The following is a 16,099-nucleotide window of genomic DNA, read 5'->3' as shown; positions in this document are numbered from 1 at the left end:
TGCCTCGTTGTGGCCATGACGTGGAAGACGTCGGCCTGTTCGAGTTCGTATCGCCAGCCCTTGCTGAAGCCGTATGCGGCATCCGCGGTCACCCAGGCGAAGGGAATCCTGTCGGCGATCGCCTTGCGGACCATCGCCTTGGCCATGGCCACCTTCGTGGCGAAGGCGATCTCGTCGCCGATGCCCGCGCGGCGGCAGCGTTCCCGGTCGTCCGTCCAGGACGTGGGCAGATAGAGCCGCCGGTCGATCAGTGTGCGTCCGCGACCGGCGGCGTAGGCGAGGAAGACGCCGATCTGGGAGTTCTCGGTGCGGCCCGCGGTGCCGGAATACTGCCGTTGCACTCCTGCCGAGCGGGTGCCCTTCTTCAGGAAGCCGGTGTCGTCGACGATGAGCACCGCGTCCCGGTCGCCGAGGTTGTCACGCACGTCGTCGAGGACCTCATCCGCATCCCACTCGATCCGGTTCAGCATCCGCTGGATGCGGTCCGGCCCGTCATGGCCCGCCTCCTCGGCCAGCGTCCAGCCGTTCTTGCGCGCCAGCGGAGCGATCAGCCCCCGCATATAGGCCAGCGCAGATTCACGCGGCTCCGACCTGTTGAAACGGTGCACGAACCGCCCGTGCACCGCATCCAGTTCACTCGCCCACACACGCACATCAGCAAGGTCCCCACCCATAACCACATCAACGACCGAGCTGGCCAGCAGTCACGGTAGACACCGTTGCAGTACTAGCACGCTGACCTGGACGGGCAGCAGGAAGACCGCTCCAGAGACGCCCACCGGCGCCGTGGCCACCGATATCAGAAGCCCAGCGGCGAACCCGAGCAACCCCATCGACCACTCCACGACAACCCCCGGACGAACCGCTACCAACACCCGGAACACGCTCCGGATCGGGTGCCTCCCGTTCTCGTGAACATCGCCCCCAGCCCGATCCAACTGCCTCCCGAGGCCATGAGCAACTGCTGTCCCAACTCGTGAACAAAGCCAGGCCTCGGCTGTATAGGGCAAGCGGAGGTAGGCACACAGCACGTCGATGCAGGTCTGGCGGAGTTCCCGGGTGGGGGCGTCGTCGGCGAGTCCGGCCAGGGCGTGCACTCATCTACCGCTGCCGTGAACTTGGCATGGTCTCTGATGCCACGGCAAGCCGGGGATACCAGCGCTTGCGCACACTCGAGACTCAGCCAGGCTTTTCCCCCCGAGCCCGTCGACAGCTTCCCTGGCGAGCAGCCTGTGCTGCTTGTCCAGGCCTACGAGCTAGCCGAGAAGGAGAAGGGCCTGACCATTCCGATCCCTGCCGATGAACTGGCCTGGCACCCCGCACGAGTCCGGCAGCTGCTGGGCGTCCCCGACAGCCGACCCGTGCTTCGGTTGGTATGACGGCCTCACTAGTGGGCTCGCGTATTCAACTGTCGCGAGCCCACCAGTGCCGAGACCGTATGACCTCGTTGCCGGTCGGGGAACGGACTCCGCTCCCGACGACGTCCACGCCTCAGGTGGGAAGTGTGCGGAGTCGGCCCCGTGCTCCTAACTGGGGGAACCGACGAAATTCGCTGACCTGCGGAAATACGGCTCGAGATGCGTGCAGGTCCCGCGCACCTCTGTAGAGATACCCTGTCCTCCAAGCGTTGGCTTAGCTGGTCCAGGTGGATCTCAGGGGACAGGTACTGTCGTGTGAGTCAACCAATCGATCCGGTCCAAGAGGTGGCTAACCAGCTCACTGCGGGTCCGCTCAACGTCAGCAAACATGGCCCGCAGGTGGCTGATTGTTTCGGGCGGGACTGGGCCGGGTCCTCCGGATTCTGCGGCGATGCAGATGCTGGTTCCCAAGGATTTCATGGCCCTGAAAACTTGTTGCTGGTCCAGCCGCAAACCGACTGACACTCGTCGTCTGCCAAGGTCCGGTCGTGGGCGGACCGCCTCATAACTCGATCTGCTGATGGGGACGAAGAACCCGTCCGTCAGGATCATGTCCGCTGCTTCCCAGGCCTCTTGCAGGGAGGCCGCCATGGATACAGAGAGTTCCTGTGGCGAGACTTGCCGTCCGGCCGCCAACGCCTCGATAGTGTCTGACTGGAGCTCCAGCACCCGGCGTGTGCTGCTACGAATCTTGATCAGCCGATTGACCTCCGCCTCCCTCCGAGCCCGGCGGTGAGCACGCTCAGTACCTCTGTTCTGGAGCAACGGCGCGGCGACAGCAGCACCGGCTCCGAGGAGCGCCCCGCCTATCGCGCCGACCAAGCCGTAGAGAGCTGTTGTGTCCGTCACCGAGACATCCTTACAGGGCAGCTGACCCCTCGTTGTGAGAACTGACCAGCGGTGTACTGCTTGCCGAGGCGGGGCGGGTTGAGGAGGCCGAGGAGGCGTTCCGCCGGGCCGCGGACGCCGGAGACGCCGACGCTGTGGTCGCCCTCGGTGTCCTGCCCGCGAAGGCGGGGCGGGAAAGGTCGACGAGCGCGGCAGTGCCACACCGACCCGCCAAGGCAGACAGTTGACCACCGCCGTCGCTTGTCTTACAGGCAGCCCTTTCGAACGCGGCTGCGGAAGAGGCGTTCGAAAGACTTCCTGCGCGCTGGCCAGCCACGACCACCGCATCCTCGAACGCCTCCCCGACAAGGCCAACCGGCTCCCGCGCGAGACCAGCGACGTCATCGAACGCCGCTGGCACTTTGACTTCACCGTCCACCCCGAACGCATCGCCCGCGCGATGGACCTGGCCTCCTTCGACCCCCGCGAGACGGCCGTCTCCCGCTCCCGCCGCCTCGGCCTCGCCGCCCAGTCCTACCGCGACCAGTACGGCCACCTCGACGTCCCCGCCACCACCCCCGTCGGCGCCTGGCTGGCCGAACAACGCTCGCACCTGGTTGACGCCGGCGTCCCCTTCGACGAGGGAGCACCTCCGCGCCCGCCTGGAGCAGGCCATGGCCCGCCCCGCGGCCCCGGCCCGGCCGGGCTCATCGCCCACGACGACGCCCATACCCAGGCCCTGCCCGCCGGCTCCGCCGCCCTCGCGGGGAAGCGATGTCAGCCCGCGTCGGCGCCAACCTCCTTGGGGCCCCGTAGCCGCCGGCTCGCGATGCCCGGTAAGACCACCGCCTGGCTCGATGAGGCTCAACCCCTTGCGGAGCGTGCCGAGGCCTGCCAGTAGTACAGGTGCCTGACCGGTCCGGGGCCGTGTGGGCCAGCACCGACGGCAGACGCATCCGGTCGTGACCGCCCGCGCGCGGATCATTGCCATGGGGGCGTGGGCATGCCGTCTGGGTCCAGACCATGAGGCCACAGCTCTTCAAGAATTGCCCCGCTAAACGAGTCAATGCCGTGGTCGACGGCCAGCCGGGCCAGGGCCTCGGCCTCGGCCCTCCTGCGATCCCGGTCCGCAACCACCCTCTGCAACTGGGCCAGTAGGTACAGGACGTCAGGGCTGCCGTGTTCGAGGGCCTGCCGTGCCAAGGCCTCGGCACCCTCCCGATCCTCAGTCTTGACCCGCAACAGCATTAGGGATCGGAGGCCGTCGGGGTCGCCGTGGTCGAAGGCCTGCCAATAGAGGTCTTCGGCGCCCTTCAGGTCCCCAGCCAGCTCCCGCGACAAAGCAATCCAGTGCAGGGCGTAACCGTTGCCGTGGTCGGCGGCCTGCTGGTAGAGGTCGTTGGCACCCTCCTGATCCCCGGCGTCTTCTCGGCTCTGGGCCAGGTTGTACAGGGGGTTGAAGATGCTGTGGTCGACAGCCTGCTGGGCCAGGGCTTCAGCACCCTCCCGGTCCCCGGACTCCTCCCGCAACAGGACCAGGGAGAGCAGGGCAGGATGACCGCGGCCGACAGCCTGCCAGGCCAGGATCTCAGCGCCCTCCCGATCCCCAGCCCCCTCCCGCAACACGGCCAGACGATCCAGCGCATCATCATTGCCGTGGTCCGCGGCCTGCCGGTAGAGACTCTCAGCGCCCTCCCGATCCCCATCCCTCTCCCGCATCGCGCCCAGGCCGTACAAAGCAGTCGCACTGTCGTGGTCCGCGGCCTGCCGGTAGAGACTCTCAGCGCCCTCCCGATCCCCATCCCTCTCCCGCGCCCTGGCCAGGCGGTGCACGGCATCAGCTCTGCCGTGGTCGAGGGCTTGCAGGGCGAGGGCGTCAGCCCCCTCCCGATCCCCAGCCCTCTCCCGCTCCACGGCCAAGCAGTGCAGGGCATTGGCGCTGCCGTGGTCCGCGGCCTGCCGGAAAAGGCCCTCAGCGCCCTTCCGATCCCCAGCCCCCTCCTGCTCCACGGCCAGTTCGTACAGGGCATTGGCACTGCCGTGGTCCGCGGCCCTGTGGCGGAGGTGGTGGGCCCATTGCAGGCGGTGCCGGTTCGCGGCTGCTTCGGCAAGGTTGTCCAGGTCGTCGGGGTGGGTGAGGTGAGTGTGGGCGGTGTGCCAGAAGGAGGCGGGCGGGCACAGGGCTTTGCGGGTGGTGCGGCCGTATTGTTCGAGGTAGTCGGCGAGCCGGAACACTGGCCACGACGGCTGTGGCAGGAGCGGGGCCGCGGCTGCGGACGGAGCGGGTGGGCGGCGCGAGGGTCGAGGACTAGTGCGCCGCAGAGGGGCTTGTTTGCCGTGGACCGGTTCGGCGAGTTCGGCGAAGGCAGCTTCGGCCCAGTCGTCGGTGAGCTGGTCGTAGTCGCTCTGGCTGAGGTAGTCGACCGCTGCGTCGGTGAGGAAGGCCTGCGGGAGGTGGAGGCCGACGCCGAGGCGGCGCGCATCCATCGCCGCCTCCAGCAGCGCTTTGGCGGCGGGGCTTGCGTGCTGGTAGCGGTTGAGGAGTTCGGGTGCACCGGCCAGGTCCTGGGTGACCCGTCCGTCGGTGTGGGCGCGGGTGAGGGCGTCGGCCAGCAGCCGGTCACCGCCCTCGGCAAGCGCGGCCGCCGAGGCCAGGGCCGGGGCGTCGAACGACTCCGGGATGCTCAGGGTCCGGCCGGAGAGCAGTTCTCGGACCCGGCTGTGCGGATCTTCCCCGCCCGGGGCGGGCAGGGCCGTGTACTGGCGGGCGTATTTCGGCCAGAGCGTGCCCAGCACGAGGACCGGTCCGCGCTCCGCGCTGAGCAACACATCGCGCACGGCCGCTGCGACCCGCTCACCGGCCGCCCGGTCGCCGAGGTAGTGCTGGGCCTCGTTCAACCACACCACGGTGCGTGGCTGGACACGGTGCAGGTCCTCCAGGGCGGCTTCTGCCCTGGTCGGGTCGGCCGGATGCCACAGCCGCCATCCCCGATCCGCGAGCGGCTGGACGGACTCCCAGCAGGCCCGGGTCTTCCCGGTCGAGGAGGTGCCCACCAGGACCAACATCCGGCTGCGGCCGGCCGCCGCATCCCTCACTGCCTCCGCCAGCACCCGGTCATGGGCGCGCCGCACGTACCCGGGAAGCGCCCGTGTCCCGGGCGCACCTGAGCCGTCAACGACGATGCCTTGCCCGGCCGGATGGACCTCCAGATCGTGCGGCTCCCATTCCCCGATCAACCGGCCGGGCCCCGCCCGCCAACCGCCCCCGTTGCCAGCCGCGTCCCGCTGCAGCGCCAGTAACTCCTCGACCGGCAGCTTCAAGGCGCCGGCCAGCACCGCCACCGTCTGCGCCGACGGCACCGGCCCATCGGGCTGGAAGGCCTGCGACACGGTCGTACGCCCCAGCCCCGTCCGCTGCGCCAGTTGCGTCTTGTTCAGCCGCATGCGGGCCAGTGCGGCATCCAGTCTCCTGCGCAGTTCGGTGAGTGTCCGACTGTGCTCGTTCGGCTCGTCGCGCACCTGCTCCCCCCGGGCCGTGATGTGTTCGCCGATGTTCATCTTCGCCCCGGCGAACCCCGGCGCACACCACTTCCATGACCTTCGAGCACGTCAACACCCCATCGTGTAACGGGAGTCTGCCGTGACCGTCACCGTCGTCCTTCTTGCCACCGCACTCGTAATCGTCGTCGCGCTGCTGGCCGCCGCCGGCGCGGGCAAGCTCGCCCGCCTGGACGGCGCCACCTACCCCGCCACTCTCACCCGCGCCGCCGTCACCTTCGCCGCGGTCATCACCCTCACCGCCACCGTGGCCAGCGTCTACGCCGCCCTCCTGGCCTGACCGCGCTCAACTACGTGCCAGACGTGCCTGACATCTGACCGACCGGCCGACCGAACGGGCCGCCCTGCACAGGGGCGGCCCGTGGGTGCCGCCCGCCGCCGCAGAGCGTCGTCACAGGGCGCGCCCCGAGCTGCGCCTTGGCCAGCGTCCACTCGGCAAGGGCGGGCAAGGACTTGGTGGGCACGTCCAGGATCAGGCCGCCCACGCCGTAGCCGGTCACATTCCGCTCCGTGTCGGCGTCGAGGACGAGCGTCGCCGGCGGTCTCGGCCTCGGTCGGCGACGACCAGGCGGTGGGGACTCCGTGAGGCCCACGAACGCCACCTGCCGGACATCACGATCGCCGCGCTGCGCTACGACACGCGTCTTGCGACCTCCGGTGTGGGTGAGCGGGTGTTGCTGTCTTGAGTGTCGTTGTCTGACTTGTCGCCAACTTGTCTTGCGGCAAGGGGGTTTCGGAGTGCTGCGCGATGGGGATCGCATGTGCTGTAAGCATCTACAGCACATAAGTCGCTAGGAGTACAGCACCCATGCATCGCCTTCAGCCCGTCGCCAACGGCCTGCACACCGACCACCCCGTCCCCGGCCTGCCCTTCGTGGACGACGACCACATCCCGGTCGACGACCCCGCCGCGATCGAGGCCATCGGACGCCATGAAGAAGGAGGCACGTGGGGCCGCTGGGACAGGGTCCCCGACACGAAGGGTTCCTGGCTCGCGTTCACGACCGATCCGATCCGACAGGACCTTGCCTGGGTCGTGCGCCGGCACCCCGAGCACGGCCGCACCGTTCTCCTGGTCCGGGACCAGGACGCCTCGCCCTGGCACAGCAGCTGGTGGGGGCCCCAGCTCCTGTTCCGCCAGGGCGGCTACTGGTGGGACGGCACCACCTGGTACCGGCCCGACCAGGTCTGGGACGCCGCCGGCGAACGCTTCGAGCGCCGGCCGGTCAAAGCAGCCACCACCATCACCGCCGCCGACCTGATCGACGACAACGCCCACCCCGACGGCGGCCGCCTGCTCAAGGTCGCCAACTTCGACCTCGACGCCCCGCCCCCCGACCCGTGGAACGACCACCTGGCCCTGTGGGCGTCCCGCCGGCCCGCGAACGCACGGCCGCTGTCGCAGTGTGTAGTGCGCCTGTCCGCCCCCGAACTCGCCGCCGACCAGCTCATTGGCGTGCCGGAGATGGCGAAGATCGGCGGCATCGCGGCCTCCACCCTGCGCGCCTACATCGCCCGCGACCAGCGCGAAGTGCCCCCGCCCCAAGCCCATGTCAGCGGCCGCAGCCTCTGGTCACGCCCCGTGGCCCAGGACTGGGCACAGGAGCGCGACCGTTCCCCGGAGAGCGCGGCCGCCAAGCTCGACTCCGGCGACAGCGACCTGTCGATCGGCCTGGCCGACCTGCGCCAGCGCCTGGCACGCCGGTTCTTCGGCACCCTGTGGGAGCGTCCCGACTGGCGCAAGCGCTGGGCCTTGCGCTTTCGCACCGCAAGCGCTGTCCAGGAGATCGCCGACGAACTCGCCCTGAGCGTGGCCGCCGACACCGACAGCATCATCGACGTCCACGACCTGGCCGCGACCGTTTTGCACGCCGTCCTCGACGAACTCGCCTACGGCAAGGAACTCGACAGTTCCAGCGGCGGGCCCGCGACCTTCTACGGCATCACGACGCCGGTGACGAAGATGCTCGACTGGCTCATCCGCCATCACCCCCGCACAGCCCACCACCTCATCGGCGAGATCATCGGCGACGCCGAACGCCGCCTGGAGATCCCCCGCGAGGTCAGCGCCGACTCCATCCGCACCGCCCTCGGCCTCGACAGCACCCTGCCCCGCCAGGTCCGGCTCGACTTCCTCGAGCGTGCCCTCCCGCCCGTCTCCCGCTGACCGGCAGGACGTCCCTGTCCGGGTTACGAGGAGGAGGCCCCCGCTGCCCGGTGCCGATCGGCTCCGGGCAGCGGGGTGGTGACACGCCGAGTACGTGGCGTGCGGCGACGGCGGGGTCGACGCCCAGCGTTTAGGCGATGACGAACACGATGAGCGCGGTGAGGGCGCCGGTCTTGCGGGCGAAGCCCTGGATGAACTCCACGCCGGACAGGAAGAAGAGTCCCGAGCAGGACGGATTCGGAAGACCCCGGTATCGGCGGGGAGGACGCCGCCCTGGCCTTCAAGACGGCGGACGACAGCGGCACACCCCCGCGTCGGCGGGGAGGACCGCGGAGTTCGCAGGGGATGCGGAGCTGGCAGCGGCACACCCCCGCGTCGGCGGGGAGGACTCGATGTCCGCCCCGGTCCCGGCGAACTGGTACGGAACACCCCCGCGTCGGCGGGGAGGACAGCTCATCCGGGGTGAAGCCGGCCTGCTTGAGCGGAACACCTCCGCGTCGGCGGGAGGACCGCATCTCCGGTGTCGGCGGCCGCGCCAGCGTCGGAACACCCCCGCGTCGGCGGGGAGGACAGCGTCAGCCGGTAGCCGACCGCCGGGTTCGCCGGAACACCCCCGCGTCGGCGGGGAGGACTGGCGCGGGTAGAGGTTCGGCCGGTTCAGGTACGGAACACCCCCGCGTCGGCGGGGAGGACGAGAGTGCCGCTGGGCTGAAAGGGCGCGACGAAGGAACACCCCCGCGTCGGCGGGGAGGACCAGGAGCGCTGCCCTTCGCATGCCCCGGCGGAACACCCCCGCGTCGGCGGGGAGGACGCGCGGGTGGAGTTCGAAGCCGAGCCCGCACGCGGAGCACCCCCACGTCGGCGGGGAGGACCTGGGCATCGCCCCCGAGAGCACCTACGGGACCGGAGCACCCCCACGTCGGCGGGGAGGACGCCCGGACCACGGCGATCGGCATAGGGGCTCCGGAGCACCCCCACGTCGGCGGGGAGGACGGCCAGACCCCTCACACGCCACACCCAAGATCAGGAGCACCCCCACGTCGGCGGGGAGGACGACGGAGGCGTGGTCAAGCCCACGTTCAACGGCACACCCCCGCGTCGGCGGGAAGGACCCCGAAGGACATCCCCGTGATGTTCTTCAGCTCGGCACACCCCCGCGTCGGCGGGGAGGACGGTGAGGTGGGCGACGGCTGCCGTCCACGCGTCGGCAAACCCCGCGTCGGCGGGGAGGACGTCACCTGCACCAGGCCGGGATCCGGATAGCTGCGGCACACCCCCGCGTCGGCGGGGAGGACTCGCCCCCGAGTGGCTGGAGACGAAGGCCCGCCGGCACACCCCCGCGTCGGCGGGGAGGATTTGAGTCACGCAAGGCTGACACTCTGAATGGCGGCACACCCCCGCGTCGGCGGGGAGGACCGCCAGTTTCTAAGGGTAGGTTGACCGGACAACGGCACACCCCCGCGTCGGCGGGGAGGACTTCGGCGCGTGGGCGTTGGACCGTGGCATCGTTGGCACACCCCCGCGTCGGCGGGGAGGACGTGGAACGGGTCGCCTGCGAATCCTTCGCTCACGGCACACCCCCGCGTCGGCGGGGAGGACTCCGCCTCATCCTCACCGCCACGGACGGCAACCGGCACACCCCCGCGTCGGCGGGGAGGACGTCGCCGTGATCCGCAACGCAGTGAGGGTGGACGGCACACCCCCGCGTCGGCGGGGAGGACCGGCGGCCCTCTTCCTTCTCCTCGGACATCATCGGCACACCCCCGCGTCGGCGGGGAGGACCGGCGGCTGGCACGGAGTGAAGCATCACGATCCGGCACACCCCCGCGTCGGCGGGGAGGACGCCATCCACTCCTTGACGAAGGCCCCGAACTTCGGCACACCCCCGCGTCAGCGGGGAGGACGTCAGCGAATGGTGCGAGGCCGACGTCACCGACGGCACACCCCCGCGTCGGCGGGGAGGACGCCTGGTCGTTGGACTCGGGCTGCAGCTCTAGCGGCACACCCCCGCGTCGGCGGGAAGGACGGTGCCGGGGGTGGTGGGCCAGGATCCCAGACCGGCACACCCCCGCGTCGGCGGGGAGGACTCGACCACCACCTACGGATCCGGCGCCTACAGCGGCACACCCCCGCGTCGGCGGGGAGGACGCAGGTGTGAAGCGATGGGGTGTGAAGCGTGATGGCACACCCCCGCGTCGGCGGGGAGGACCGGCACCGACGGAACCGGGGGCTGAGCTGCACCGGCACACCCCCGCGTCGGCGGGGAGGACATAGGGGGTGCGGTGTATCCCGTCTCGGACCGCGGCACACCCCCGCGTCGGCGGGGAGGACGAGGCGGTGGCGGGCGAGGATGCGGCGGTCGGCGGCACACCCCCGCGTCGGCGGGGAGGACGCGCGGGTCCAGACGGTCTGAGGGTCCTCCGTCTGGCACACCCCCGCGTCGGCGGGGAGGACGGCTTCAGGTCCGTCGCGCTGAACTCGCCGAACGGCACACCCCCGCGTCGGCGGGGAGGACTTCCACTGCGCGCCGGTCAGGACCGGCTCCGGCGGCACACCCCCGCGTCGGCGGGGAGGACGGAGCCGAGAACATCACCCGCCGGTCCGGCGTCGGCACACCCCCGCGTCGGCGGGGAGGACGGCAGCGTGCTCGCCCTCGCCGGATGCCTCGCCGGCACACCCCCGCGTCGGCGGGGAGGACTCCTTGGGGTCGGTGTCGGTGGCCGGGGACAGCGGCACACCCCCGCGTCGGCGGGGAGGACGGGGGTGCGCCGGTCGGCGGCCACCCATCCGCAGGCACACCCCCGCGTCGGCGGGGAGGACTTTCGTTCCCACGAATGTCCGGGGTCCTCGGACGGCACACCCCCGCGTCGGCGGGGAGGACTAGTCGAACTCCTTCGAAGGGTCGTTGTAGAACGGCACACCCCCGCGTCGGCGGGGAGGACTCTTTCTGACCTGCGGCTCAGTGGTGGCTTTGCTTTTTCTTTACCGGGGTGCCGGGCCGGCGATGGTGTGGTGGGCGGTTCACGGTGAGGACTTTAGCTGTGTTTGTGAGCGGGGGCTGTGTCGGTGCGGTGTGTTTGGATCTGTGGTTCGCCGTGATGGTGGTCGGGTGGAGTCCGGAGGGGGTCGGTCATGCTGTCTGTGGGGGGCGAGGTGCCGGATGAGTCGGTGTGGGGGAAGTCGCGCGGTCTGGACCCGGGGCTTCCGCCGTATCCGCTGGTGCGGCATCTACTGGATGCGGCGGCGATGGCGCTGCATCTGTGGGACGTGTACCTGTCGGGCGGTCAGCGGCTGAGTATCGCCGAGGGGATGGGTTTCGCTGACGAGCCGGGCCGGGCGCGGGCGGTGGTGGGCTTGTGTGCCGGGCTGCATGACATCGGGAAGCTGTCGGGGTTTCAGTTCTGTTCCCGGCACGGCAGTGAGGGTCTTGCCGGATCGCTGGCCACGGAGCGGGCGAGGATGGGTTCGGAGCGGCTGGGGCATGACGTGGCGGGGATGCGGGCGGCCGCGGACGTGCTGGCGGTCTTGGGTTTCGACGCCGATGGGGAGACGGTGGCCGCGGAACGGGTCGCTGAGATCATCGGGGGTCATCACGGCCGCTTCTACCGCGATGAGGGCGGGGCTGGTTCGCCGTTTCTGGGAGGGCCGGCCTGGGCACGTCAGCGGGCGGCGCATGCGTCGGCGGTCCACGCTCTTCTGGGTTCGCCCGGTGCGCCGGAGTCGTTCAAGCCGGCTGCCGGGGTGCTGGTGACGGGGGTGGTCATCCTGGCGGACTGGCTGGTCAGCCAGGCCGATTACCTGCGGGGTCGGCAAAGGAGTTTGCAGGTGTCGCTGGCGGAGCATTTCGCGCGTTCGTGTGCGGATGCCGCCGGGCTGCTGGCTGATGCGGGGCTGGCACCGGTGGGGTTGCGGCGCAGGGATTTCGCCGAGGCGTACGGCATTGACGGGCAGCCCAATGCGCTGCAGCGTTCGGTCATGCAGGAGCTGCCGGCGGCGTTGGAGGAGGGGGTCGGGGGCCGGGGCGGCATCCTGCTGGTGACGGCTGCTCCTGGGGACGGCAAGACGGAGAGTGCTCTGGAGGCGGAGCGGGTGGTGTCGGGTGTGTTCGGCACGCACGGGTTCGCGTTCCTGTTGCCGACGATGGCCACCAGCGATCAGATGTACGGGCGGGTCGCGCAGGCGCTCATGCGCCAGTCCGGCCAGGGGGCGGGGCTGACGCTGGTGCACAGCATGGCCTGGCTGAACACGGCGTACTCGGATGAGACGTTGGAGGCGGGTCAGCAGGTGGTGACCTGCGACGGGGACGAGGTCGCGGCGGGGCGACGGCGGGCGCAGGCCGATATGCGTCCGCGGCAGTGGCTGCGCGGTTCCAAGCGTCCGCTGCTGGCGCAGTTCGCGGTGGGCACGGTGGACCAGGCGCTGATGTCGGTGCTGCCGGTGCGGCACAACGCCCTGCGGCTGCTGGCGCTGTCGGGCAAGACGTTCATCGTGGACGAGGCCCACGCCTACGACGCCTACATGCAGGTGCTGCTGGGCCGCCTGCTGAACTGGCTCGGCGCTTTCGGGGTTCCGGTCGTCCTGCTGTCGGCGACGCTGCCGGCTTCGGTCAGCGACCGGCTGATCAAGGAGTATCTGCAGGGCGCCGGGCACAAGCGAAACGAGTTGGGCGAGCGGACGTTTCCGGCCCCGTATCCGGGCTGGCTGTATGTGGACGGTTCCAGCGCCCGTGCTACGGAGATCTCGCAGGTGCGGCGGCGGGAGCAGGCGGCCGAGCGGAGCATGGAGCTGGGCGTCGCGGTGGAGCCGGTCGTCCGGGGCCGGGGCGGGGCCCGTGACCGTCTGGCGGTGATCGAGCGCCTGGCGGAACCCGTGGCCGTGGGCGAGGGCGGTACCGCCTTGGTGGTGTGCAACACCGTCGGCGACGCGCAGGAGACCTACCTCCGTCTGCGGGCTCGCTTCGACGACCGCTCGCATGCCGAGGCGGGGATGGTGCAGTTGCTGCACGCCCGCTTCCCCGGCGACGTGCGCGAGGCACGCACCGGCGAGGTCACTTCGGGGATGGGGCGTACGGGGCCGCGGCCGGTGCGCCGGATCGTGGTGGCCACGCAGGTCGTCGAGCAGTCCCTGGATCTGGATGCCGACGTCGTCATCAGTGACCTTGCCCCGCTGGCCTTGTTGCTGCAGCGGGCCGGCCGGTGCTGGCGCCACGAGAACTGGTGGGCCCGCAACGGCTACCCCGGAGGCCGCAGCCGCCCAGCCTGGGCGCGGGCGCCGCGCCTCGTCGTGCTGGACCCGCTGGCCGAAGGCGGGGCAGTGCCCAGGCAGTGGGGGGAGGTCTACTCCGAGTTCCTGCTCGACAAGACCTCCGCGAAGCTGAACGAACTCGCCGGCAAGGCGGTCTCGATCCCCGAAGACGTGCAGGACCTGGTCGAGTCGGTGCACGGAACTGCCGCGGACCACTTCGACTGGGACGCCTTCGACGGCCGGCGCAGGGCAGCGTGGACCGCTCATCAGGGCAAACAGCTGGCGCAGCGGGGGCAGGCCGGCCTGGTGGCTGTCTGCCGGGCGCGGAGCGTGTCCGGCCTGCATGCCCTGCACAGCCTGCCGGGGGAGGAGGACGAGTGGGAGACCGCTACCCGGCTGGGAGCCGCGTCGGTGCGGCTGCTGTGCGCCTACGTGCACGCCGACGGGAGCAGGACACTCGACCGTGCGGGCGCTGAACCGATCCCGGACCCGGGTGCTGGACGCAAGATGCCCGCTGCGGCCGTGCGGGCGGTGATGCGGCGCACCGTACCGGTGAGCGCCGGCTGGTTCCACGCCGAGGACGCCGAGACTCTTGTTCCTCCGCCGTCGTGGGCGGAGCATCCGATGCTGGCAGAGGTCCGGGTGCTGTACCAGCCCATCGATCACGGAACGGTCCACGCGGTGGCCGTCGGCGGCAGGACACTGCACTTGGATGAGGACCTCGGGCTCGTACGGCGCTGAGCTGGAACCTGGCCGTTGCTCAGGCACCCCCGCGTCGGCGGGGAAGCGTTCTCCAGGGCGGAGCCGCCCGTGCCCGTCCACTGGATCACCCCCACCGCGGCAGGGAACGAAGCGTGCCAGTACGGCGGCCGGCGGACTGGCTGCAGGCTAACTGCTTGGACGGCGGCGCGTCTCAGCAGTGGTGAGCAGCGGTGCGCTGAAGGCCCCGTCGGCGGCCTCACCCGGGCACAACCCGATCACCATGACGACGACCCACGGACCAGCCGCGCTCCCCGGGGAAGGGGCAATACCACGGAATGCACGCTAAAGAGCCCCTGCCCTTCCACCTTCTCCATTTTTCTGCGCTGCCGTCGTGACGGTGCTCAACTGGTGTGCGTCACGGCCGCTTTGCGGGCCGTTGTCAGTGGCCGGTGCTTCAATGTCGGGCACGACGCCGGGGATTGGCCTGGGGGGCCGGTTGCCCTTCCGCGGTGTGGTGTTGGACTGCGTTCGTCGTGAAGGAGTGTGGACGTGAGTGGGGGGTTCGATCTGCGGGACGAGTCGTGGATTCCGGTGCGGTTGCTGACGGGTGAGTCGGTGCGGCTGGGGCTGCGGGAGCTGTTTCAGCGGGCGCACGAGATCGTGGATGTGGAGCTGCCGGTGCCGCCGGCGGCGGCGGGTCTGCTGCGGATCCTGGCTGCGATGACCGCAAGGATCGGTCAGGACGCAGGAGTGCGTCTGGATGATGCGGGCGTCGCGGAAGACGTCGAGGACTGGCATGCGTTGCGCCGGCGTGTCCTCAAGCAGGGCCGCTTCGATCCGCAGGCGGTGGACGCCTACTTCGACCGCCAGGTGCCGGCGGGCCGTCTCGACCTGTTCGACGGACAGCGGCCGTTTCTGCAGGATCCGCGACTGGCCGCCGAATGCGTCGACGCGAAGGGCGCGCCGAATCCGTCCGGAGTGAACAAGCTGGTGCTCGGGCGGCCCACAGGCGTCAACGGGGCAGTGCTGTTCGGGCATTTCACGGATCTGGCGCCGGTTGCGGTGCCTGCCCATGAGGCGGTGTGGCATCTGATCGCGCAGCTGTATTTCGGGCCCTCCGGCCAGTGCACGCCGCGGCGGATCACTACGGTGCGCACCGGCAGCGGGGACGCGGCGCCGTTGCGGAAGTCCGTGTCCTATTTCGCCTGGGCGCCACAGCTGTTCACCACATTGGTGCTGGCCGTGCCCAGCCCGCAGGTCGAGGCGGACTGGGAATCGGCAGACGCCTGCCCGTGGGAGGAGGAGCTGAACGCCCCGCTGGAGCCTGTTCCTGGCCCGACGTGGCCTGGCAGGCTGCTGACGGGGCGCTTCCGCCATGCGGCGCTGCTGGTGCCCGCCCCCGATGGCCGGTCGGTGACCGACGCCTACCTCACCTGGTCGACACACGAGCCCGCTCCCCAGGTGCGTGATCCGTACCAGATCCTCGACCGGCGCAAGGACGAGGGGTTCCAGCCACGGGAGGCCGACGGCGCGCGGGCCCTGTGGCGGGATGTGGACTCTCTGCTGCTCAAGGACAGCGCCCAGGACGCGCAGCGGCCGCCGTGCCTGGAAGATCTACCCAAGCAGCTGCTGCCTGCGCTGCGGGTGCGCGCCTACGGGTTCGAGCAGGACGGCCAGCAAAAGGACAGCGTCTGGTTCCAGGCGACGACTCCGCCGGTACTGCAGTGGCAGGAGGAGACGGACCCGGCCATGGCCCATCACATCAGCCGCTGTCACCGAGTGGCAGAGGACACCGCCTCCCGCCTCGAGTTCGCCGCGAAGGTCGCCTGGCGGCTCGCCACCGACGCAACAGCCGACCCCTCCCCTAAAGCCAAGGTCAGAATCGACCAGCGCAAGCCCGGCCCCTGGGCATCAGCAGCGCTGGCCCGCTACTGGCCGGCCGCCGAAGAGCAGTTCTGGCGCCTGGCCGCACCGGAGCAGACCGAGGCCGCCGTCGAGCGGCCGTTCGTCCAGGCGGCGCTGACCGCACTGGACGAGGCGATCGGTCAGACGAGCCGCGCCGACATCCGGGTGGCGCGGGCCCGCGCCCGCGCCCGCGCTCTCGTGCTGGCCCTGCTGCCCGCCACACACGCAGCCTGACCAGGCTGCCCCGGTTTGCCACCACGGCAGCCGCTCGTTGTTT

Annotated in this window: 7 protein-coding genes, 1 pseudogene and 2 CRISPR repeat arrays; of the genes and pseudogenes, 5 read left to right on the top strand and 3 right to left on the bottom strand. The window is 70.5% G+C overall.

Going from position 1 to position 16,099, the window contains the following annotated elements:
- Together ACZ7DE_RS40225 and ACZ7DE_RS40220 are read right to left on the bottom strand one after the other, a co-directional pair.
- The coding region (locus tag ACZ7DE_RS40225) for an IS701 family transposase (RefSeq protein ID WP_470769443.1) at positions 1–674 on the bottom strand (674 nt) is incomplete at its 3' end.
- 54 nt (positions 675–728) lie between these two features.
- Positions 729–884, bottom strand: a pseudogene (locus ACZ7DE_RS40220) (sulfite exporter TauE/SafE family protein); the annotation flags it as partial.
- Between the two features lie 1,606 nt (positions 885–2,490).
- On the opposite strand from ACZ7DE_RS40220, the gene ACZ7DE_RS40215 reads away from it, so the two are divergent.
- Positions 2,491–3,147, top strand: a complete 657-nt coding sequence (locus ACZ7DE_RS40215) for a helicase associated domain-containing protein (protein WP_470769441.1) — start codon at positions 2,491–2,493, stop codon at positions 3,145–3,147.
- Positions 3,148–3,227: 80 nt separating this feature from the next.
- On the opposite strand, the gene ACZ7DE_RS40210 is transcribed toward ACZ7DE_RS40215, so the two are convergent.
- Positions 3,228–5,804 carry a hypothetical protein gene (locus ACZ7DE_RS40210; RefSeq protein ID WP_470769439.1) on the bottom strand — a complete coding sequence of 859 codons (2,577 nt, stop codon included), beginning with the start codon at positions 5,802–5,804 and terminating at the stop codon, positions 3,228–3,230.
- Between the two features lie 82 nt (positions 5,805–5,886).
- Here ACZ7DE_RS40210 and ACZ7DE_RS40205 point away from each other — a divergent pair, with 82 nt between their 5' ends.
- The 4 genes from ACZ7DE_RS40205 to casA all read left to right on the top strand — a co-directional run bounded on the left by ACZ7DE_RS40205 (position 5,887) and on the right by casA (position 16,056).
- Positions 5,887–6,084: a hypothetical protein gene (locus tag ACZ7DE_RS40205; RefSeq protein WP_470769437.1), complete on the top strand. Its 198-nt coding sequence runs from the start codon at positions 5,887–5,889 to the stop codon at positions 6,082–6,084.
- 528 nt (positions 6,085–6,612) lie between these two features.
- Positions 6,613–7,971, top strand: coding sequence for a hypothetical protein (locus ACZ7DE_RS40200; RefSeq protein WP_470769435.1), 1,359 nt, complete (start codon positions 6,613–6,615; stop codon positions 7,969–7,971).
- A 541-nt stretch (positions 7,972–8,512) separates the two neighbouring features.
- A CRISPR array of direct repeats spans positions 8,513–9,144; the repeat unit is 29 nt; unit sequence CGGCACACCCCCGCGTCGGCGGGGAGGAC.
- A 92-nt stretch (positions 9,145–9,236) separates the two neighbouring features.
- Positions 9,237–10,913: a CRISPR direct-repeat array (repeat unit 29 nt; unit sequence CGGCACACCCCCGCGTCGGCGGGGAGGAC).
- Between the two features lie 190 nt (positions 10,914–11,103).
- Positions 11,104–13,956, top strand: coding sequence for a CRISPR-associated helicase Cas3' (gene cas3, locus ACZ7DE_RS40195; RefSeq protein ID WP_470769433.1), 2,853 nt, complete (start codon positions 11,104–11,106; stop codon positions 13,954–13,956).
- Between the two features lie 510 nt (positions 13,957–14,466).
- Positions 14,467–16,056 carry a type I-E CRISPR-associated protein Cse1/CasA gene (gene casA, locus ACZ7DE_RS40190; RefSeq protein WP_470769432.1) on the top strand — a complete coding sequence of 530 codons (1,590 nt, stop codon included), beginning with the start codon at positions 14,467–14,469 and terminating at the stop codon, positions 16,054–16,056.
- The last annotated feature ends 43 nt before the right edge of the window (positions 16,057–16,099 follow it).

The organism is Streptomyces sp. NPDC037083 (assembly GCF_055606485.1).
This window is presented reverse-complemented; position numbering and strand designations above follow the sequence as displayed.

What these genes read in the sequence shown, in the direction of transcription:
- ACZ7DE_RS40210 (WP_470769439.1), bottom strand. Translation starts at nt 5,804, where the DNA reads ATGAACATCGGCGAACACATCACGGCCCGGGGGGAGCAGGTGCGCGAC.
- cas3 (WP_470769433.1), top strand. Translation starts at nt 11,104, where the DNA reads ATGCTGTCTGTGGGGGGCGAGGTGCCGGATGAGTCGGTGTGGGGGAAG.
- ACZ7DE_RS40200 (WP_470769435.1), top strand. Translation starts at nt 6,613, where the DNA reads ATGCATCGCCTTCAGCCCGTCGCCAACGGCCTGCACACCGACCACCCC.